This is a genomic window from Xenorhabdus bovienii, assembly GCF_024721015.1.
Classification (GTDB): Bacteria; Pseudomonadota; Gammaproteobacteria; order Enterobacterales; family Enterobacteriaceae; genus Xenorhabdus; species Xenorhabdus bovienii.
The window spans coordinates 17,320-38,476 of record NZ_JANAIF010000033.1 but is presented as its reverse complement, the minus strand read 5'-3'; the positions used below and the strand labels follow the sequence as shown (position 1 = coordinate 38,476).

The 21,157-nt window shown below is 45.3% G+C and carries 16 protein-coding genes and 1 other RNA gene; 13 read left to right on the top strand and 4 right to left on the bottom strand.

The window, feature by feature from the left end; all coding sequences use genetic code 11:
- Positions 1–814 precede the first annotated feature (814 nt).
- From pdhR to NXS07_RS10605, 9 genes are all read left to right on the top strand, one after another.
- Positions 815–1,579, top strand: coding sequence for a pyruvate dehydrogenase complex transcriptional repressor PdhR (pdhR, locus tag NXS07_RS10645; protein ID WP_038190302.1), 765 nt, complete (start codon positions 815–817; stop codon positions 1,577–1,579).
- A 244-nt stretch (positions 1,580–1,823) separates the two neighbouring features.
- Positions 1,824–4,487, top strand: coding sequence for a pyruvate dehydrogenase (acetyl-transferring), homodimeric type (aceE, locus tag NXS07_RS10640; RefSeq protein WP_038209129.1), 2,664 nt, complete (start codon positions 1,824–1,826; stop codon positions 4,485–4,487).
- 13 nt (positions 4,488–4,500) lie between these two features.
- Positions 4,501–6,363 carry a pyruvate dehydrogenase complex dihydrolipoyllysine-residue acetyltransferase gene (gene aceF / locus NXS07_RS10635; protein ID WP_258086715.1) on the top strand — a complete coding sequence of 621 codons (1,863 nt, stop codon included), beginning with the start codon at positions 4,501–4,503 and terminating at the stop codon, positions 6,361–6,363.
- Between the two features lie 218 nt (positions 6,364–6,581).
- Positions 6,582–8,009, top strand: a complete 1,428-nt coding sequence (gene lpdA / locus NXS07_RS10630) for a dihydrolipoyl dehydrogenase (RefSeq protein ID WP_155271354.1) — start codon at positions 6,582–6,584, stop codon at positions 8,007–8,009.
- Positions 8,010–8,512: 503 nt separating this feature from the next.
- Positions 8,513–11,110 (top strand): bifunctional aconitate hydratase 2/2-methylisocitrate dehydratase, encoded by a 2,598-nt coding sequence (gene acnB, locus NXS07_RS10625; protein WP_258086714.1) that lies wholly within the window; start codon positions 8,513–8,515, stop codon positions 11,108–11,110.
- Between the two features lie 148 nt (positions 11,111–11,258).
- Positions 11,259–11,630 carry a YacL family protein gene (locus NXS07_RS10620; RefSeq protein WP_038196952.1) on the top strand — a complete coding sequence of 124 codons (372 nt, stop codon included), beginning with the start codon at positions 11,259–11,261 and terminating at the stop codon, positions 11,628–11,630.
- A gap of 178 nt (positions 11,631–11,808) precedes the next feature.
- A complete protein-coding gene (mscS, locus tag NXS07_RS10615) occupies positions 11,809–12,681 on the top strand; it encodes a small-conductance mechanosensitive channel MscS (RefSeq protein WP_038196951.1) in 873 nt (290 codons plus the stop codon).
- Positions 12,682–12,897: 216 nt separating this feature from the next.
- Entirely contained in the window at positions 12,898–13,521 is a 624-nt protein-coding gene (gene argO, locus NXS07_RS10610) for an arginine exporter ArgO (RefSeq protein WP_038196950.1), read from the top strand.
- 107 nt (positions 13,522–13,628) lie between these two features.
- Positions 13,629–14,366, top strand: a complete 738-nt coding sequence (locus NXS07_RS10605) for an oxidative stress defense protein (protein ID WP_038215761.1) — start codon at positions 13,629–13,631, stop codon at positions 14,364–14,366.
- Here the strand turns inward: NXS07_RS10605 and NXS07_RS10600 are convergent.
- Positions 14,363–15,268, bottom strand: a complete 906-nt coding sequence (locus NXS07_RS10600) for a LysR family transcriptional regulator ArgP (protein WP_012989786.1) — start codon at positions 15,266–15,268, stop codon at positions 14,363–14,365. The two genes, NXS07_RS10605 and NXS07_RS10600, sit on opposite strands and share 4 nt — an antisense overlap.
- Before the next feature lie 164 nt (positions 15,269–15,432).
- On the opposite strand from NXS07_RS10600, the gene rpiA reads away from it, so the two are divergent.
- Together rpiA and serA are read left to right on the top strand one after the other, a co-directional pair.
- The gene (gene rpiA, locus NXS07_RS10595; protein ID WP_258086713.1) at positions 15,433–16,092 is read left to right on the top strand and encodes a ribose-5-phosphate isomerase RpiA; all 660 of its coding nucleotides are present in this window, start codon (positions 15,433–15,435) and stop codon (positions 16,090–16,092) included.
- A gap of 275 nt (positions 16,093–16,367) precedes the next feature.
- Entirely contained in the window at positions 16,368–17,609 is a 1,242-nt protein-coding gene (gene serA, locus NXS07_RS10590) for a phosphoglycerate dehydrogenase (RefSeq protein ID WP_038209140.1), read from the top strand.
- A 71-nt stretch (positions 17,610–17,680) separates the two neighbouring features.
- Here serA and NXS07_RS10585 read toward each other — a convergent pair whose 3' ends face one another.
- From NXS07_RS10585 to zapA, 3 genes are all read right to left on the bottom strand, one after another.
- The gene (locus NXS07_RS10585; protein WP_258086712.1) at positions 17,681–18,274 is read right to left on the bottom strand and encodes a 5-formyltetrahydrofolate cyclo-ligase; all 594 of its coding nucleotides are present in this window, start codon (positions 18,272–18,274) and stop codon (positions 17,681–17,683) included.
- Positions 18,275–18,322: 48 nt separating this feature from the next.
- Positions 18,323–18,506: non-coding RNA, 6S RNA (gene ssrS, locus NXS07_RS10580), on the bottom strand.
- A gap of 195 nt (positions 18,507–18,701) precedes the next feature.
- The gene (gene zapA / locus NXS07_RS10575) at positions 18,702–19,007 is read right to left on the bottom strand and encodes a cell division protein ZapA (protein WP_012989781.1); all 306 of its coding nucleotides are present in this window, start codon (positions 19,005–19,007) and stop codon (positions 18,702–18,704) included.
- 203 nt (positions 19,008–19,210) lie between these two features.
- Here zapA and NXS07_RS10570 point away from each other — a divergent pair, with 203 nt between their 5' ends.
- Together NXS07_RS10570 and pepP are read left to right on the top strand one after the other, a co-directional pair.
- Positions 19,211–19,789 carry a YecA/YgfB family protein gene (locus NXS07_RS10570; protein WP_038196945.1) on the top strand — a complete coding sequence of 193 codons (579 nt, stop codon included), beginning with the start codon at positions 19,211–19,213 and terminating at the stop codon, positions 19,787–19,789.
- Between the two features lie 44 nt (positions 19,790–19,833).
- Positions 19,834–21,150, top strand: a complete 1,317-nt coding sequence (gene pepP / locus NXS07_RS10565; RefSeq protein WP_038209146.1) for a Xaa-Pro aminopeptidase — start codon at positions 19,834–19,836, stop codon at positions 21,148–21,150.
- The last annotated feature ends 7 nt before the right edge of the window (positions 21,151–21,157 follow it).

Below are 21,157 nucleotides of genomic sequence, written 5' to 3'. Positions count from 1 at the left end.
TAATAAACTAATAAACTAATAAACTAATAAACTAATAAACTAATAAACTAATAAACTAATAAACTAATAAACTAATAAACTAATATAGAGTAATAGAGTAATAGAGTAATAGAGTAATAGAGTAATGAAATATCTATCAATAAAAAACAACAAAACATTAGAATGATACCATCCTCCCAGGAATAAAAATAATGTTATGGACATATATAAAACGTAGATAATAGAAATGCCAACCTAGGGAATATTTTAACTATTCAGGAATTATCTATATTAGGATTATTAATATTAATGTAGCATTTTTCACAGGCCAATTCCCGTCATGACGTTAAGGATAACGTTGGCGGGAATTTTTTTTGGTCAGGTGTTTGGAGAGAGGGAACCAAGTTAATTTGGTTGACCTATTAACCATTATTGATTATTACTCATCTATCAAATTTAATTGAATTAATATACATAGTATATGAATAAATATAAATTATATTCCTAACTGTAACGATTCGGCTTGCCTATCTATACGTTTTTAAAAGTTAAACCCCATCAAATTTTTTTACCTGAAAATCCTTTTTGGTTATAATTTTTTGATAAAAATTAAAATAATTTGTTAAAATTTGCAGATTTTTATGATTTAGCTCAAGGTCTTTATAGACAGCTAATGAATACTTTGTTACTTTAAGACCCTGTATTCTAAATTGGTATTACCAATTGACTATAGCCCGATTAACTGAGGCTGAATTGATCACGATCCAGTTGATCTGACCCAGTTATCATGACTAGTCCGAAGCAACATTTACTCATTGAATGGCTTACAGCAGATATGGCCTATAGCAAGATTCGCCAACCAAAGTTATCAGATGTGATTGAGCAGCGTCTTGAACATCTCATTCTCGAAGGCTCGTTACGCCCGGGAGAAAAGCTGCTGCCTGAGCGTGAGCTGGCAAAGCAGTTTGAGGTATCACGCCCTTCACTACGCGAAGCTATTCAAAAATTGGAAGCCAAGGGCTTTCTTTTCCGTCGTCAGGGCGGGGGAACTTTCGTGCAGAGTAATCTCTGGCAAAGTTTCAGCGACCCACTCGCCCGGCTTATTGCAGATAATCAAGAATCTCAATTTGATCTCCTTGAGGCGCGCCATGCGCTGGAAGGTATCGCGGCATATTATGCGGCTCTTAGGGGAACCGATGAAGATTTCGAGCGCATCGAAAAAAGCCACTTTGCCATTCAGGAAGCCCAGCAAAGCGGTGATGTTAAAGCGGAATCAGATGCTGTCCTGCAATATCAGCTTGTTGTCACTGAAGCTGCCCATAACGTGGTATTGCTACATTTGCTGCGCTGTATGATCCCCATACTGGAACAAAATATCCGACGCAACTTCGAATTCATCTATACCCGCAAGGAAATGTTAGCCGCTGTTAGTAACCACAGGGCAGAGATTTTTCGTGCGATCATGGCGAGAGAACCGGAAAAAGCCCGTGAGGCTTCGCATCGCCATTTGGCCTTTATTGAAGAAGTTTTATTGGATCTGACTCGTGAGCATACTCGTCGTGAGCGCTCACTACGCCGGCTCCAGCAACATCAGGAATAAATGCCTATCCTCAAGGGCGTCATTGACAATTAAAACTCCCGGATGGGGTAGGTTCTATAATCTTGGCTGTACAGATCTTGGCTGCTGCGTCTGTACAGTTCGTCAACTCTTTATTCAAGAGTTTTAGCGGCAACATATAGCAGGGCCTATCTTCCGGTCATGACTGGCAAAACGTCAAAAGGTATGACCAGAAGATAGGCTCCAAAACAACCATTAGAAATAGATAACAGATAAGGAATACACCATGTCAGATATTTTGAAAAATGACGTGGATCCGATCGAAACTCGCGATTGGTTACAGGCGATCGAATCGGTCATCCGTGAAGAGGGTGTTGAGCGTGCTCAGTTCCTGATTGATCAGGTTTTGAACGGGGCCCGCAAAGGTGGAGTTAGCGTTGCAGCAGGTGTTGCAAGTCGTGATTACATCAACACTATTCCTGTTGAGGATGAGCCTGCTTACCCTGGCAATCTGGATTTGGAGCGTCGTATCCGCTCTGCTATTCGCTGGAATGCGGTGATGACCGTTCTGCGTGCATCCAAGAAAGATCTAGATCTGGGCGGCCACATGGCTTCATTCCAGTCTTCTGCTACTTTTTACGACGTTTGCTTTAACCATTTCTTCCGCGCTCGCAATGAAAATGATGGCGGCGACTTGGTTTACTTCCAGGGCCATATTTCTCCGGGCGTTTATGCACGTGCTTTCCTGGAAGGCCGTTTGACTGAAGAGCAGATGAACAATTTCCGTCAGGAAATTGGTGGTAATGGCCTGTCTTCTTATCCGCATCCAAAATTGATGCCTGATTTCTGGCAGTTCCCTACGGTTTCAATGGGTCTGGGCCCAATTTCTGCTATTTATCAGGCTAAATTCCTGAAATATTTGGAACACCGTGGTCTGAAGAATACGTCTCAACAAACCGTTTATGCTTTCTTGGGCGACGGTGAAATGGATGAACCAGAATCCAAAGGTGCGATCACTATCGCAACTCGTGAAAAACTGGACAACCTTGTCTTCGTTATCAACTGTAACTTACAGCGTCTTGATGGCCCAGTGACTGGTAACGGCAAAATCGTTAACGAACTGGAAGGTATCTTCGCAGGTGCTGGCTGGAAAGTGCTGAAAGTTCTGTGGGGCGAGCGTTGGGACGAACTGCTGCGTAAAGACACTAGCGGTAAACTGGTTCAACTGATGAATGAGACTCTGGATGGTGACTACCAGACATTCAAGTCCAAAGATGGCACTTATGTGCGTGAGCACTTCTTCGGCCGTTACCCAGAAACCGCAGCATTGGTCAAAGATATGACTGATGATGAAATCTGGGCTCTGAACCGCGGTGGTCATGATCCTAAGAAAGTCTATGCTGCACTGAATCAAGCGCAGAATACTACGGGTCAACCAACGGTAATTCTGGCTCAGACCATCAAGGGTTATGGTATGGGTGATACCGCTGAAGGTAAAAACATTGCCCATCAGGTTAAGAAAATGAATATGGAAGGTGTCCGTCACTTCCGTGATCGTTTCAATGTGCCTGTGTCTGATGAACAAATTGAAAAACTGCCATACGTCACTTTTGATAAAGACTCTGAAGAGTCCAAATATCTGCATGAGCGTCGTAATGCGCTGGGTGGTTACCTGCCAAGCCGTCGTGTAAACTTCGATGAAAAACTGGAAATTCCTGCACTGGAAGACTTCAGCTCACTACTGGAAGAACAATCCAAAGAAATTTCTACTACTATCGCCTTCGTTCGTGCACTGAACGTTATGCTGAAGAATAAGTCGATCAAAGATCGTCTGGTTCCAATCATCGCTGACGAAGCACGTACTTTCGGTATGGAAGGTTTGTTCCGTCAAATCGGTATCTACAGCCCGAATGGTCAGCAATATACTCCGCAAGACCGTGAGCAGGTTGCATACTATAAAGAAGACGCCAAAGGCCAGATCCTGCAGGAAGGTATCAACGAGCTAGGTGCCGCCTCATCTTGGCTGGCTGCTGCAACTTCATACAGCACCAACAACCTGCCAATGATTCCGTTCTACATTTACTATTCTATGTTCGGATTCCAGCGTATCGGTGATCTGTGCTGGGCGGCTGGCGACCAACAGGCTCGTGGCTTCCTGGTAGGCGGTACTTCTGGCCGTACGACTCTGAACGGTGAAGGTTTGCAGCACGAAGATGGCCATAGCCACATTCAGTCTCTGACTATTCCTAACTGTATCTCTTACGATCCAGCATTCGCTTATGAAGTGGCTGTTATCATGCATGACGGTTTAGAGCGCATGTATGGTGAGAAACAAGAAAATATCTACTACTATATCACTACACTGAACGAAAACTACCACATGCCAGCAATGCCTGCGGGTGCTGAGGAAGGTATCCGTAAAGGTATCTATAAGCTGGAAGCTTTTGACAGTGCGAAAGGTAAAGTTCAGTTGCTGGGTTCTGGTTCTATCCTGCGTCATGTTCGTGAAGCAGCTAAGATCCTGTCTGACGAGTATGGTATTGGTTCTGATGTATACAGCGTAACGTCCTTCACTGAACTGGCGCGTGATGGTCAGGATTGTGAGCGTTGGAATATGCTGCACCCATCAGAGGAACCACGTGTTCCTTATATTGCGCAGATCATGAATGAAGCACCAGCAGTAGCGTCTACTGACTACATGAAGCTGTTCGCAGAGCAGGTTCGTAACTTCGTCCCTGCAAGCGAATTCCGCGTATTAGGTACTGACGGTTTCGGTCGTTCTGACAGCCGTGAAAACCTGCGTCATCACTTTGAAGTTGATGCTTCTTACGTGGTTGTTGCTGCTCTGGGTGAATTGGCTAAACGCGGCGAAGTTGATGTGAAAGTCGTTGAAGAAGCTATTAAAAAATATAACATCAACCCAGAAAAAGTTAACCCACGTCTGGCATAAGAGGTAAAGATTAATGTCTATTGAAATTAACGTACCTGATATCGGTGCTGATGAAGTTGAAGTTACCGAGATTCTGGTGAAAGCGGGTGACACCGTAGAAGCAGAGCAGTCACTGATCACTGTTGAAGGTGACAAGGCTTCCATGGAAGTCCCATCACCACAGGCCGGTGTGGTTAAAGAAATCAAAGTTGCAGTTGGTGACAAAATTGAAACCGGCAAACTGATCATGATTTTTGAGTCCGCAAAGGGTGCAGCAGAAGCTGCACCTGTGCAACAGAAAGCAGCAGCTCTGGCGGCGGCACCTGTGGCGGCTGAAAGCAAAGAAGTCAACGTACCTGACATCGGTGGTGATGAAGTTGAAGTTACCGAAATCATGGTAAAAGTCGGTGACACCATCACTGAAGAGCAGTCCCTGATCACCGTAGAAGGCGACAAGGCTTCTATGGAAGTTCCTGCTCCATTCGCAGGTACTGTGAAAGAAATCAAGATTGCGGCTGGCGATAAAGTCAAAACAGGTTCTCTGATCATGGTATTCGAAGTTGCAGGTTCTGGCACAGCGCCAGCGGCAACTCTAGCTCCAGTAGCAGCGGCTCCTGCGGCGTCAGCAGCAAAAGAAGTCAACGTACCTGACATCGGTGGTGATGAAGTTGACGTTACCGAAATCATGGTAAAAGTTGGTGACACCATCACTGAAGAGCAGTCCCTGATCACCGTTGAAGGTGACAAGGCTTCCATGGAAGTCCCTGCACCATTCGCGGGTACTGTGAAAGAAATCAAGATTGCCGTTGGCGATAAAGTCAAAACGGGTTCTCTGATCATGGTATTCGAAGTGGCGGGCGCAGCTCCTGCCGTAGCACTGGCAGCGGCACCATCTCTTGCGGTTGAATCGGTGAAAGCAGCTCCAGAGGCTAGCCAGCCAGCAGAAGGCAAGAACGAATTCGCAGAAAATGACGCTTACGTTCATGCGACTCCCGTCATTCGTCGTCTGGCGCGTGAATTTGGTGTGAATCTGGCGAAAGTGAAAAGCACAGGTCGCAAAGGCCGTATCCTGCGCGAAGACATTCAGGCTTACGTAAAAAATGCGATTAAACGCGCAGAAGCAGCGCCTACTGCTGCTGCGGGTGGTGGCATGCCAGGTATGCTGCCTTGGCCGAAAATTGATTTCAGCAAGTTCGGTGAAATCGAAGAAGTTGAAATGAGCCGCATCCAGAAAATCTCCGGTGCTAACCTGAGTCGTAACTGGGTCATGATCCCTCATGTTAACCTGTTCGATGAAGCGGATATCACTGAAGTTGAGGCGTTCCGTGCACAGCAGAATAAAGAAGCTGAGAAGAAACAGCTGGGCGTGAAGATCACTCCGCTGGTATTCGTGATGAAAGCGGCGGCGAAAGCGCTGGAAGCCATGCCTCGCTTTAACAGTTCTATCTCTGAAGATGGCCAGAAGCTGATCCTGAAAAAATACATCAACATCGGTATCGCGGTTGATACACCTAACGGTCTGGTTGTTCCTGTGTTCAAAGATGTCAACAAGAAAGGCATCATCGAACTGTCAAGAGAACTGGCTGAAGTATCCAAGAAAGCACGTGCTGGTAAGCTGACGGCTTCCGACATGCAGGGGGGTTGCTTCACCATCTCTAGCTTGGGTGGTATCGGTACTACCGGCTTTGCACCTATCGTGAATGCACCAGAAGTGGCAATCATGGGGCTGTCTCGTTCTTCTATGAAACCCGTCTGGAATGGCAAGGAATTCGTTCCTCGTCTGATTCTGCCTATGTCTCTGTCTTTCGACCACCGAGTGATTGATGGAGCAGATGGTGCACGTTTCATCACTTATATTAATGAAGTGATGAGCGATATCCGCCGTCTGGCGATGTAATATGAAGGCCGGTGAGTAACCGGCCTGATGATTACTATCCTTTATAATTACGATCGTGACAGATATTTTAGACTTACATCTAGCATGTTGGGATTTCTGTCACGTTAACGCGCTTTTCAGGTTATTTACAATTCTGTAAACTGCTCGCGGTGTGTACGTCCCGGTGGAATATGGTTTTTTTTCGTCTGACCCGCCGGACAAACAATTAAGAGGTCATGATGAGTACTGAAATTAAAGCCCAGGTAGTGGTGCTTGGAGCAGGCCCTGCTGGGTATTCTGCTGCTTTCCGTTGTGCAGACTTAGGTTTGGATACCGTACTGGTGGAGCGCTACTCTACTCTCGGTGGTGTTTGCCTTAACGTCGGTTGTATCCCATCCAAAGCGCTGCTTCATGTTGCAAAAGTGATTGAAGAAGCAAAAGCACTGGCACAACACGGTATTGTGTTTGGTGAGCCACAAACTGATATCGACAAAATCCGTCTCTGGAAAGAAAAAGTGATTTCCCAGCTGACAGGTGGTCTGGGCGGTATGGCTAAGGGCCGTAAAGTTAATGTTGTTAACGGCATTGGTAAATTTACAGGCGCTAACACTTTGGTAGTAGAAAGCGAGAAAGGCGCAACAACGATTAATTTTGATAATGCCATTATCGCTGCGGGTTCACGCCCAATTCAACTGCCATTCATTCCACATGATGATCCTCGCGTATGGGATTCTACCGATGCACTGGAACTGAAAACTGTTCCGGAACGTCTGCTGGTTATGGGCGGCGGTATTATCGGTCTGGAAATGGGAACGGTTTACCATGCACTGGGCTCTCAGATTGACGTGGTAGAAATGTTCGATCAGGTTATTCCTGCTGCGGACAAAGATATTGTTAAAGTGTTCACTAAACGCATCAGCAAGAAATTCAACCTGATGCTGGAAACCAAAGTGACCGCAGTAGAAGCTAAAGAAGATGGCATCTACGTAACGATGGAAGGCAAGAAAGCGCCAGCAGAACCACAGCGTTATGATGCAGTTCTGGTTGCTATCGGCCGTGTACCTAATGGTAAGTCGCTCGACGCGGGTCAAGCGGGTGTTGAAGTTGATGAGCGTGGCTTTATCCATGTGGATAAGCAAATGCGTACTAACGTGCCTCATATCTTTGCCATCGGTGATATCGTTGGTCAGCCAATGCTGGCACACAAAGGTGTTCATGAAGGTCACGTTGCGGCTGAAGTTATCTCTGGTAAGAAACACTACTTCGATCCAAAAGTGATTCCATCCATTGCCTACACTGAGCCAGAAGTGGCTTGGGTTGGTCTGACTGAGAAAGAAGCGAAAGAGAAAGGCATCAGCTACGAAACCGCCACTTTCCCATGGGCGGCGTCAGGCCGTGCAATCGCATCTGACTGTTCAGATGGTATGACCAAACTGATTTTCGACAAAGAAAGCAACCGTATTATCGGTGGTGCTATTGTCGGCACTAACGGTGGTGAGCTGTTGGGTGAAATCGGTCTGGCTATTGAAATGGGTTGTGATGCGGAAGATATCGCTCTGACTATTCACGCTCACCCAACACTGTATGAATCAATCGGTATGGCTGCGGAAATGTATGAAGGCAGCATTACTGATTTGCCAAATCCTAAGGCAAAGAAAAAGAAATAATTCTTTAGATTTCGCAGTATATTGAATCTTTGTGCCAAGCGGCTCCCATTCAGGGGGCCGTTTTTAGTTTAAGCAAATTTTATTGTATTGTTCGGAGTTTAAAGGTTTTCATCTGTATTTCATGGTGAAAATCTCTGTAAGGGGAGCCTAGTCTGTTAGCAGATTTGAAAGCCCCGCTGACTCAGAAAATATAACAGGGAAATATAACAGATAGAAATGGAGGCATTTTCAGGCTTAAGTAGAAAAAAATGGTATATAAAACTGTAATACTCTCTTTGTGTCTCGTTATCTAACATTTTATCATGGCATAATGTTACTTTTATGTGAATGAATTAACATGCCATTCAAAATTTGGTATGCTAAGCGCCCGAAGCTCGACATAATCCTGAAGTTATGCGAGTAAAATCCTCTGACCTGACACCCTTGATGGTTGTTCTTTGATGATCGTTACCGGGTGCAGACAGCCGGGTATATAAAATGACAATGAGAGCGAGGAGTAAGTCGTGCTAGAAGAATACCGCAAGCACGTAGCCGAGCGTGCAGCTCAAGGCATCGTCCCTAAGCCATTAGACGCAGCTCAAGCAGCAGCGCTGGTCGAATTACTGAAGAACCCACCTAAAGGTGAAGAAGATTTCTTGTTAGATCTACTGACCAACCGTGTTCCTCCTGGTGTTGATGAGGCCGCTTATGTGAAGGCCGGTTTCCTTGCCGCTATTGCCAAGAGTGAGACAGCCTCACCCCTTGTTACGCGGGAAAAAGCCATCGAATTATTGGGAACTATGCAGGGCGGGTACAATATCCACGCTTTGATTGATGCCCTCGATGACGAAAAACTAGCTCCAATCTCAGTGAAAGCGCTTTCTCATACTTTGCTGATGTTCGATAGCTTTTATGATGTGGAAGAAAAAGCAAAAGCTGGCAATTCTCATGCTAAACAAATTATCCAGTCATGGGCAGATGCTAAGTGGTTCTTGGGGCGTCCTGAACTGGCAGAAAAAATTACCATTACCGTTTTTAAGGTCACTGGTGAAACTAATACCGATGATCTATCCCCTGCACAAGATGCGTGGTCACGTCCAGATATCCCTCTGCATGCTCTGGCAATGCTCAAGAATGCTCGTGAAGGCATTGAGCCTGATCAAGCCGGTGCCGTTGGCCCAATCAAGCAAATCGAAGAACTGAACAAAAAAGGCCATCCTTTGGCCTATGTCGGTGATGTTGTGGGTACGGGTTCTTCCCGTAAATCTGCAACTAATTCCGTCCTGTGGTTCATGGGTGAAGATATTCCATTTGTGCCTAACAAGCGCGGTGGTGGCGTAGTATTGGGCGGAAAAATTGCCCCAATTTTCTTCAATACCATGGAAGATGCAGGCGCGTTGCCAATTGAGGTGGATGTTTCCAATCTCAATATGGGAGATGTCATTGACATTTACCCTTATAAAGGCGAAATCCGTCACCATGACACCAATGAATTGCTGGCAACCTTTGGGCTGAAAACTGATGTACTTCTCGATGAAGTGCGCGCTGGTGGCCGTATTCCGTTGATTATCGGCCGTGGCTTGACGACGAAAGCCCGTGAATCACTGGAATTGCCACACAGTGATGTATTCCGTCAGGCAAAAGCAATTGAGAAAAGTGAACGCGGTTTCTCACTGGCGCAGAAAATGGTGGGTCGTGCCTGTGGTACGACGGGAATTCGTCCAGGCGAATATTGTGAGCCTAAGATGACTTCTGTGGGGTCTCAGGACACCACCGGGCCAATGACACGGGATGAATTGAAAGATTTGGCTTGTCTTGGCTTCTCTGCGGATCTGGTCATGCAGTCATTCTGTCATACTGCGGCTTATCCAAAACCTGTAGATGTGACTACACACCACACGTTGCCTGATTTCATCATGAACCGTGGTGGGGTATCGCTGCGTCCGGGCGATGGGATTATCCATTCATGGCTGAACCGCATGTTATTGCCGGATACGGTGGGTACAGGTGGTGACTCCCATACCCGCTTCCCAATTGGTATCTCTTTCCCAGCAGGATCTGGGCTGGTTGCATTTGCTGCTGCAACAGGCGTAATGCCGCTGGATATGCCTGAATCTGTATTGGTGCGTTTTAAAGGTAAAATGCAACCCGGTATTACCCTGCGCGATCTGGTTCATGCCATTCCTTATTATGCCATTCAGCAAGGTCTGCTGACTGTTGAGAAGAAAGGTAAGAAAAATATTTTCTCTGGCCGCATCCTTGAAATTGAAGGTCTGCCAGAACTGAAAGTTGAACAAGCCTTTGAATTGGCGGATGCGTCTGCGGAACGTTCTGCAGCAGGTTGTACCATCAATCTGGATAAAGCGCCTATCACTGAATACCTGCAATCTAATATCGTATTGCTGAAATGGATGATTGCGGAAGGTTATGGGGATCGCCGAACACTGGAACGCCGTATCATCGGTATGGAAAATTGGCTGAAAGATCCTCAATTGCTGGAAGCCGATGCGGATGCTGAATACGCTGCTGTTATTGAAATCGATCTGGAAGAAATCAAAGAACCTATTTTATGTGCGCCGAATGATCCTGATGATGCGCGTCTGTTATCAGCAGTTGCCAACAGCAAAATTGATGAAGTCTTTATCGGTTCCTGTATGACTAATATCGGTCACTTCCGTGCTGCGGGCAAATTGCTGGATCAACATAAAGGCCAGTTACCGACTCGCCTGTGGGTTGCTCCACCAACCAAAATGGATGCCGCCCAACTGACGGAAGAAGGTTACTACAGCATCTTTGGCAAGAGTGGGGCGCGTGTCGAAATCCCGGGTTGTTCATTATGCATGGGGAATCAGGCGCGTGTTGCGGATGGAGCAACGGTGGTATCCACTTCCACCCGTAACTTCCCTAACCGTCTGGGCGCTGGGGCGAATGTTTATCTGGCCTCTGCGGAGCTGGCTGCGGTGGCTTCATTGCTGGGCCGCCTGCCAATGCCGGAAGAGTATCTGCAATTCATGGACAAAGTCGATGAAACCGCAGCAGATACTTATCGCTACCTCAATTTTGATCAATTGAACCAGTACACCGAAAAAGCGGATGAAGTGATCTTCCAAACGGCTGTATAAAAAAGTATATTGCAAAAAAAAAGGAGGCAGATGCCTCCTTTTTTTATGGTAGCTTTTGTGTCAGTTTGTGGACTGTCTCTGAGGTGAGAGCTGCGGAAATGTTTAAAATCCAGATGTGGTTGATATCAACAATATAGTGGGGTGCATGATGGAATATGAATTTACGCAGGATATTGCGGGTCACGTTACAACTTCTTTTTCGATGGATCATGAAGCGATTGGTCATTGGTTGAATGAAGAAGTTAAAGGTGATTTGAGTGTATTGGATAAAATAACTTCAGCACTGGCGGGCATCAAAGGCAGTGAGCGCCAATGGCAATTGATCGGTCATGAATACACATTATTGATGAGTGAGGGAGAAATCATGATTAGGGCTAACCAACTCCAGTTCGATACAGAAATGGTGGAAGAGGGGATGAGTTACTATGATAACGAGAGTCTGGCTTTTTGTGGAACAGACGATTTTATCGATATGTTAGCCGACTATAAAGATTTTGTTTTGCAAAAAAACCAAAGATAAGTGTTAGTGTTCAACCAAAGAGGGTTTTCTGCCATAATCGATATTCCATCACTTTTGTATGTTGTAGTACTGGTTTTTCCGTTTGTTTTTTGCATAGTGGCCTATGTTATCAGGTGAGGTTATAGCTGATAACAGCACTGAATGAGATAGGTTCCAACAATAAAAGGTGGGCTTTTTTATGGAAGAGATCAATCTATCAGGTGAGATTGATAAAGCAGCAAATTGGTTTGCCAGCAATCAGGAGCTATTGATTCAATATGCGGTGAATGTTGTGTCGGCCATCGTCATTCTGATCGTGGGCTTGCTTGTTGCTAAACTGGCTAATAAAACAGTTAAGCGCGTCATGTCATTGCGTGGCATTGATGCAACTATCTCTGATTTTTTGTCCGCGATTATTCGTTATGCCATCATCGCGTTTGCAATTATCGCAGTGCTTGGAAAATTGGGCATTCAGACAGCGTCTGTCATTGCAGTTATTGGTGCTGCTGGTTTGGCGGTAGGTTTGGCATTACAGGGATCGCTGTCAAATTTTGCTGCGGGTGTTCTTCTGGTGATTTTCCGGCCACTCCGTACGGGTGAATATGTCATTATTGGCGGCGCGGAAGGAACGGTTGTACAAGTACAGATTTTCTCTACAACGCTGCGTAGTGGTGATGATCGTATCATCGTGATCCCTAACGGAAAGATTATTGCGAACGACATTATCAATACCAGCCGTGAGCCGAACCGTCGTACTCAGATTATGGTTGGTGTTGCTTATAACGCGGATATTGATGAAGTGAAAAGAGTGCTGGGTGATGTGGTTAAAGCGGACAAACGCATTCAACATGAAAAAGGTATCACCATTCGTCTGCACGAAATGGCACCTTCATCACTGAACTTTATTGTGCGTGTATGGACAAGCAATGATGATGCCTGGAGTGTTTACTGGGATCTGATGGAAGGTTTCAAACGTACTCTGGATCAGCACAATATCAGCATTCCATTCCCACAAATGGATGTCTATCTGCATCAGCAGCAAGCTGCCGTACAGAAGAAGATAGACGAATAATAAAAGTAGCTTGGTGTGAGTAGTGAAAATTCTCACACCAAGCTTAAGCAGTTTTACCTGCTTCTTCTTCCATCATGCTGATATTTGACTATATTATTGATATTTATTATTAAATTATCTAATGATGAATAAGAATTATTCATTTTTACTCATATATGATCTTTCCTAATATGCATATATAACATAGCTAATTGAGTAATTATTAGGGGCTTCTGCATGCTTTCGACATTTATACAGGGCTTTTTTCTTGGTGCTGCCATGATCCTCCCGCTTGGACCACAAAATGTTTTTGTGATGCAGCAGGGAAGTAGAAAACAGTTTCATTTAATGAGCGCAACGTTATGTGCCACCAGCGACATTGTTCTCATCACGGCGGGGGTATTTGGAGGAAGTGCTTTGCTTGGGCAATCGGCGTTTCTGCTGCAAGCGGTGACATGGGGCGGAGTGGCATTTTTGCTATGGTATGGATGGAGTGCTTTTCGAGTGGCGTTATCAGCGAATATCGAACTCTCCCGTTCTGAGAATATTGTCCAGAACCGCTGGCGAGTCATCGTGACATTATTTGCTGTAACGTGGCTGAATCCGCATGTTTATCTGGATACCTTTGTGGTATTAGGTAGCGTGGGAGGAGGACTGTCATCGGAACTTAGACCGTGGTTTACCGTTGGGGCGGCTACGGCATCCATAAGCTGGTTTTTTGCATTGTCAATTCTGGCTGCCTGGTTTTCACCCGTACTCAATCAGCCTCGATCACAAAGAATCATTAACCTCTTTGTTGGTTGTGTGATGTGGTATATCGCATGGAGTTTGCTCAAACAGGGATTACAGATTTTTTATTGAGTTACATACTACTTTATAGATAGTGTGCTAATGTTTCTGGAAAGCGCTTTGTCTTACTGTAAACTGTAAAAAGTGCCTGTTTACTTGTTGTATCCGAAGGAGGTTTTGTGAAACATAAATCACTGATATTCGCTGCAATGATGGCAGTAGGAAGTTTGTCCTGTATGGCTGCTTCTGCTGCTGAATTACCCCCCGCCCCACATATATCTACTTCTGGTAATGCGATCATCAAAGCAGCGCCGGATATAGCGACTTTGATGATCCATGTGAAAGTGACTCAAAAAAGTGCAGCAGACGCAAAGCAGAAAGTGGATGAACGCGTCGCAAAATATTTTGATTTCTTGAAAACCAATGGTATTGACAAGAAAGAGATTAATGCGGCCAATTTACGCACTCAGCCAGAATATAAATACGAACAAAAGACGGGTAAATCAACTATTACGGGTTATAGTGCATCACGTTCAGTTGAAGTCAAAGTTCGTCAGTTGGATCAACTGAGTACATTATTGGATGGTGCATTGAAAGCAGGATTGAATGAGATCAGTTCAGTGCAGTTCAGTGTCGATAATCCACAGCGTTATCGTGATGAAGCTAGACAGAAAGCCATTGAAAATGCGATTCAGCAGGCGACTGCACTGGCAAAAGGCTTCAACAGCAAGTTAGGCCCTGTGTATAGCGTCACTTATCGTTCCCCTGAAGCCGTGCCTTTTCCAATGAGCCGCCTGAAATACAGGTCAGCGCTTATGGCCGCAGCTCCTGCTGAGGATTCAGCCAGTGAAACTTATGAACCACAAAGCATCGAATTCTCTGATCAGGTTGAAGCGGTTTTTGAATTGCAACGCTAACTAATTTCATCTTCCTGACGTAACATCTGGCGCCCTAGTTTCAGTAGGGTGTCAGTGACTTTTCTCATCGCGCCACTTTCTGGAGCAAAACGGTGCCAATAAAGCATACGGCGCTGACATAGCCCTGGAGTTAAATCAATTAATTCGCCGGCTTGCAGCTCTTTGTCGACTTGCAGGTGTGGGATCATGCAGCATGTCGAGCCTTGTTTTGCTAATTGAACGAATGCTTCAGAGGAATTCACAATATGGCAGGGAACACTGCCCGGTGATAAATCAAAATGCTGCTGTAAAAATGCCTGATGCATATCATCCAAATGGTCGAATGCAACCGCAGGGGCTTTTAGTAAAGCTGAACGAGTGACGCCATTCGGAAAGAATCGTTCAGCGAATTTAGGCGATGCCACAAACAGATAATCGAGGGCGCCTAATTTATCCACCAGGCAGCTTGGCAGTGGCTGTGATTGAATACTGATAGCTCCGACGACTTCTCCGCGCCGCAAACTTTCTTGAGTACGGGTCTCATCTTCCACCTGAATATTGAGTCGGATAGGGACATCGGATAAAACAGGATGGAGCGCTGGCAAGAGCCACGTTGCCAAACTGTCGGCATTGACTGCAAGTGAGAGCAGTAACGGGATATCGTTACCATTTTCATCGCCGAGCCATTGTGCTTCCAGCAATTCTACCTGATGTAATAGTGCGAGCAGTTTTTGTCCTTGTTCTGTAGGGTGAGGGGGAACGGTGCGTACTAATAAGGGCTGCCCAAACATATTCTCTAATTGCTTGATACGTTGGGATACCGCTGACTGGGTAATACAGAGTTTTTGCGCCGCACGCTCGAAACCGCGCTCTCGGATCACTGTATCCAACGCTTGTAGGGATCGGTAATCAGGACGTTTCATTGAAAATCAGATTCTCCATTCTTGCTCAGTTTTCTGTGCCATAGGGTTCTATATTTTTTTGTGCTGCACAGCACTATGCCATATTTTTTCGCCGGGTGAGGCAAAATATTGTTTATACTGGTGGCCGGATTTTTCCTTGTAACTGATTATAGGCTGTGATTGATATGACACAGGACGAACTAAAAAAAGCAGTAGGTTGGGCAGCACTGGAATACGTCAAACCCGGCACAATCGTAGGTGTTGGTACAGGTTCAACGGCATCGCATTTCATTGATGCATTAGGGACAATCAAAAATCAAATCGAAGGCGCAGTGTCCAGCTCGGAAGCATCGACTGAAAAATTAAAAAGTCTGGGCATTCCCATTTTTGACTGTAATGAAGTTGATAGCTTGGATATTTATGTTGATGGTGCTGACGAAATCAATGGCCATATGCATATGATCAAGGGAGGCGGCGCAGCATTGACGCGAGAAAAAATTATTGCCGCTGTTGCAAAGAAATTTATCTGTGTCATTGATGAATCAAAACAAGTCGATGTGCTGGGTAAATTCCCGCTGCCGGTTGAGGTTATCCCAATGGCGCGCTCTTACGTTGCTCGTGAACTGGTGAAATTAGGTGGAACCCCAGTTTATCGCCAGAATGTGGTCACGGATAATGGCAATGTCATTCTGGATGTTCATAATCTTGCCATTCTTGATCCCGTTGCGTTGGAAAATAAAATAAATGGTATCGTTGGCGTGGTGACGGTCGGCCTATTTGCCCATCGTGGTGCTGACGTGGTGCTGGTCGGGACAGCGGATGGCGTTAAAACGATCGTAGAATAATCGTTTATTGGGGCAGAATAATCTGCCCTTAAAATATTTCCATGTTTTTTTAAAAAATTAAAATTTAGTGAGATATATCACATTCTAGCCTAAAAATTCCTCAAAGTTCTGTTTTTAGACTGTAACAAGTCATATTACTACGTATAACAACTTTTTTACTTCGATTTACCCTGTTGCGTGAGCAAACGATTGTATTGCCGTTGCTGTTTTTTTTGTTATTTTGGTGGAATTCATTATGGATATTCTGAAAATTAAGACAACGATAGGGCGGGCAAATGGTCAAGGTATCTTTAGAAAAGGATAAGATTAAATTTTTGCTACTGGAAGGCGTTCATCAGAACACAGTTGATAACCTGCGGGCTGCGGGATACAGCAATATTGAATATCACAAAGGGGCGTTGGAACCTGAAGAATTGAAAGAAGCGATTCGTGATGCTCGCTTTGTGGGTATCCGTTCTCGTACTCAATTGACTGAAGAAATTTTCGAAGCGGCCGAAAAACTGGTTGCTGTGGGATGTTTCTGTATCGGCACCAATCAGGTTGACCTGAAAGCGGCTGAAAAACGTGGTATTCCCGTATTTAACGCACCATTTTCCAATACACGTTCCGTGGCTGAGATGGTGTTGGGTGAGTTACTGTTGCTATTACGTCGTATTCCTATTGCAAATGCGAAAGCACACAGAGGAATATGGGATAAACAGGCCAAAGGCTGTTATGAAGCACGAGGTAAGAAGCTCGGCATTATTGGTTACGGTCATATCGGTACACAGCTTGGCATTCTGGCTGAAAATATCGGCATGCATGTTCATTTCTATGATATTGAAAATAAATTGCCGTTGGGAAATGCACAGCAAGTACATCATCTGTCTGAATTGTTGAATATGAGCGATGTTGTCAGCCTGCATGTACCTGAAACAGGCTCAACAAAAAACATGATCGGCGTGGAAGAGCTGGAGCTGATGAAGCCGGGTGCAATCCTGATTAATGCCTCACGTGGCATGGTAGTGGATATTCCTGCACTCCATGACGCGCTGGAGAGCGAACATCTTTCCGGTGCGGCACTTGATGTGTTTCCGAGTGAACCTGCAACGAACAATGAGCCTTTCATCTCGCCTCTGAGCAAATTTGATAATGTATTGCTGACTCCGCATATTGGCGGATCAACACAAGAAGCCCAAGAGAATATTGGTTACGAAGTCGCGGGTAAACTGGTCAAATATTCTGACAATGGTTCTACGCTGTCAGCGGTCAACTTCCCTGAAGTTTCACTGCCTGTTCATGCCAAAGATACTCACCGACTACTGCATATCCATGAGAACCGTCCTGGCATTTTGACTAGTATCAACCAAGTTTTCACCGATCAGGAAATCAATATTGAGGCACAATACCTGCGTACCAACGGAGATATTGGCTATGTGGTCATTGATATCACGACGCAAAATTCGGCTCAGGCTGAAATGGTTCTGCAAAACCTGAAAGCTCTGCCTGGCACGATCCGCTCTCGCCTGCTTTACTGATTGCCTGGGCGAATACTATGAAAAATGGGGCTATCGTAGAAACAGTAGCCCCTGAAAAGAATAAACTGTCATTACCAGCGCCATATTTTTTCAGGCGTAATGATTTCTGGCAGAGGAATATCCCAGCTTGCACTTAGCAATGAATTAACTAATTGGAAATCGTGCGCCAACCCAATCGGATAAAAATTCTGCTGTTGCCATTTGGCGAGCGTTCTGTCGTAGAAACCGCCTCCCATCCCCAAACGTTGCCCTGTGCTATCAAAAGCCACCAGTGGAATAAACATCACATCAAGCTCAGAGACGGGCAAAACCTGCCGGACATCTAATGGTGGTTCTTCTATGTTAAAACGATTGCAGTTGAGGGAAGTCTCAGCATGGTAATGCAGGAACAGCAGATGATGCTGACTGAATGGGTGCAATACGGGCAGATAAACTTGTTTATTTTGTTGCCAAAGCTGCTGAATCAGCGGTCGGGTGTCTAATTCACCATCAAAGGCGAGATACAGGGCAATCTTGTTCGCCTGCTGGATCTTGGGATGAGACATGGCATTTTGAGCGACCTGCTGGGCAAATTGCGATTGCTGCTCTGGGGATAGATTTTGACGTAACTGTCGAATTTGTTTTCTTATGGATTTTCGGAGAGATAAAAAAGGATCTGATTGCATGAAACCTGCCTATTAATGCAGAAAAGGATACAAAACAGATAAATAAGGGGGTTCTCCAAGATGCCGCGGCAGGTGGTAACCCTTGAACCCTTGGTTCAAGGTGAACGTAGTGTCGCCCCTATTAGGCTTCTTGGTCTAGCCAAGCATGCTCACAAGAAACGGAGCACCACATTCTATAGGTATGAAATATCGGCTCAGGGGACTTACCTGCTCACGCACACCTCAGAGAAATTTTGTAGCACTTAAAACCAATCAGTTAAGAATTCATCCGTCAAGAACCTGTCTGTCGGGATCCATTCATCAGGCTTTAAGCAACGCTATAGAGCCTATTGTATGGAACTAAATGGAGAAAGCAACTGCTTATGTTCATGTATAGTGACTACTGCCTGATTTATCAACAAGGATCAGTTTATTGACAGCTAGGAGGTCAGGTAATTTTACCTTGTTCTAACAAAGCTTGTTCAATAGTCTGCTGGAGCATTTTTATTTTTTGTTCCATATTGTAGGAGTAATCACGGGTTTTCATCTTTTCCTGTGCTAACTCGTGACAAACGTTCAGCGCCACAATAAAAACCAGTTGCTCAGTGTTCGTTACTCTGGTGCGTTCTTTGAGGTTATGCAAACGCTGATCAAGTTCCTTCGCAGCAGCTTGCAAAGCCTCTACCTGCTCTGGTGGACAATTGACACGTAATGATCGCCCAAAAATCTGAATATCTACTGGTTGTGCAGACATGACACCTTCCTGATTTATTACTGTGCCGATACCTTGATTCTGGCATAAAAGCAGATTTTGGTATTAAAACAAGGCCGACAACAATCATTACCGTACAATACCAAAAGGCAACCCTCCTTATATCGGTGTGTGCTGTCTGGTATAGCGACTCCCCTTGATGGTAGCATAGCATGAACTTATATCGCCAACGATGATCAATATACATGTCTATACAAAACTCATTACCTAATTATCAATCATTTGATGAAATTTTGCATCAACAGTCAGTTGCGCTGACAGCCGCCGAAATGCACGGTCTAATCAGTGGCCTATTATGCGGTGGAAATCATGACAGTAGCTGGCAGGCACTAATGCATGATCTTACTAATGATGGCCTTGCATTTTCACAGGTGTTGGCACAGCCGATCAGGGAATTATACGAAACGACTTTTGAATCACTTGATGATAGTGATTTTGTTTTTAATCTACTGCTTCCTGATGATGAGGCGAGTGTTTTTGACTGTGCTGATGCGTTGGCGGGATGGGTAAATCATTTCCTGTTGGGATTAGGCGTGGCGAATCCGAAGCTGACAGAAAAACAGGAAATACAGGAAGTCATTACTGATTTACGTAACATCGGTATGCTGGGATACGATGAAGACGAAGATCAGGAAGAATTGTCCCAAGCTCTGGAAGAAGTATTGGAGTACGTCCGTGTTGCAGTACAACTCTGCTACATTGCCTTGGCGACACCGAAAACGGCAAATAGCGTGAAAAAAAATGAAAAGCCAACGCTACACTGATTGGCGGTTAACCAACTAATAATAATCAAATCGCAGGAGAGGGTATGACTAAACAAGAATATTTGTCCCGTCGTCAGGCATTATTGTCAAACATGGCACCGGCCAGTGCGGCCATTATTTTTGCAGCCCCGCCTGCGATGCGGAATTCAGATTGTGAATATCCCTATCGCCAGCACAGTGATCTTCTTTACCTGACTGGGTTCAACGAGCCGGAAGCGGTTCTTGTTCTGATCAAAAGTGATGAAAACCACAACCATAGCGTGTTGTTTAACCGTGTTCGTGATCTAACTGCGGAAATTTGGTTTGGTCGTCGGCTTGGTCAGGATGCTGCACTGGAAAAACTTGGGGTGGATCGCGCCCTGCCATTTGATGATCTCAGTAAACAGCTTTACCTGCTACTGAATGGTTTGGACGTAGTTTATCATGCCCAGGGAGAGTTTGAATACGCTGACAATATCGTATTCAGCGCCTTGGATACATTGCGGAAAAATAACCGTCGTAACCTCAGCGCACCATCAATGATGGCAGATTGGCGTCCGTGGCTGCATGAAATGCGGCTGTTCAAATCGGCAGCCGAACTGGACATCATGCGCAAGGCAGGCGACATCAGTGCGAAGGCTCATACGAGAGCCATGCAGAATTGTCGCCCAGGCATGTTTGAATATCAGCTTGAGGCTGAAATCCATCATGAATTTACTCGTCAGGGAGCACGTTATCCTGCTTATAACACCATCGTTGGTGCAGGAGAAAACGCCTGTATTCTGCATTACACAGAAAACGAGCGCCGCATGAAAGAGGGCGATTTGGTATTGATCGATGCGGGTTGTGAATATGAAGGATATGCCGGCGACATTACGCGGACATTCCCGGTTAACGGTAAATTCACCCGTCCCCAGCGAGAAATTTATGACATTGTGCTGCAATCTATCAATGTCTCTCTTGAACTGTACAGGCCGGGTACCAGTATTCGCAAAGTGACGGAGCATGTGGTGCGCATCATGGTTGAAGGGCTGGTCAAATTGGGGATCATGCATGGCGAAGTAGAACAATTGATCGAGACCAATGCTTATCGTCAATTTTTCATGCATGGTTTAAGTCATTGGCTGGGATTGGATGTGCACGATGTCGGGCATTATGGCATAGATCGCGATCGCATTCTGGAACCCGGCATGGTGCTGACTGTTGAACCAGGGCTTTATATCGCGCCGGATGCTGATGTACCACCGGAATACCGCGGTATTGGTATCCGCATTGAAGACGATATTGTAATTACGGAAGTAGGCAATGAGAATCTGACCGAGCATGTCGTGAAAGATCCGGATGAAATTGAAGCACTGATGGCACAGGCGAAACAGAATTAAAATTACT

Bases quoted from the DNA above. Each gene is read 5' to 3' on its own strand.
- pdhR (WP_038190302.1), top strand. From the start codon at position 815: ATGGCCTATAGCAAGATTCGCCAACCAAAGTTATCAGATGTGATTGAG.
- aceE (WP_038209129.1), top strand. From the start codon at position 1,824: ATGTCAGATATTTTGAAAAATGACGTGGATCCGATCGAAACTCGCGAT.
- aceF (WP_258086715.1), top strand. From the start codon at position 4,501: ATGTCTATTGAAATTAACGTACCTGATATCGGTGCTGATGAAGTTGAA.
- lpdA (WP_155271354.1), top strand. From the start codon at position 6,582: ATGAGTACTGAAATTAAAGCCCAGGTAGTGGTGCTTGGAGCAGGCCCT.
- NXS07_RS10620 (WP_038196952.1), top strand. From the start codon at position 11,259: ATGGAATATGAATTTACGCAGGATATTGCGGGTCACGTTACAACTTCT.
- mscS (WP_038196951.1), top strand. From the start codon at position 11,809: ATGGAAGAGATCAATCTATCAGGTGAGATTGATAAAGCAGCAAATTGG.
- argO (WP_038196950.1), top strand. From the start codon at position 12,898: ATGCTTTCGACATTTATACAGGGCTTTTTTCTTGGTGCTGCCATGATC.
- NXS07_RS10600 (WP_012989786.1), bottom strand. From the start codon at position 15,268: ATGAAACGTCCTGATTACCGATCCCTACAAGCGTTGGATACAGTGATC.
- rpiA (WP_258086713.1), top strand. From the start codon at position 15,433: ATGACACAGGACGAACTAAAAAAAGCAGTAGGTTGGGCAGCACTGGAA.
- serA (WP_038209140.1), top strand. From the start codon at position 16,368: ATGGTCAAGGTATCTTTAGAAAAGGATAAGATTAAATTTTTGCTACTG.
- NXS07_RS10585 (WP_258086712.1), bottom strand. From the start codon at position 18,274: ATGCAATCAGATCCTTTTTTATCTCTCCGAAAATCCATAAGAAAACAA.
- zapA (WP_012989781.1), bottom strand. From the start codon at position 19,007: ATGTCTGCACAACCAGTAGATATTCAGATTTTTGGGCGATCATTACGT.
- NXS07_RS10570 (WP_038196945.1), top strand. From the start codon at position 19,211: ATGTCTATACAAAACTCATTACCTAATTATCAATCATTTGATGAAATT.
- pepP (WP_038209146.1), top strand. From the start codon at position 19,834: ATGACTAAACAAGAATATTTGTCCCGTCGTCAGGCATTATTGTCAAAC.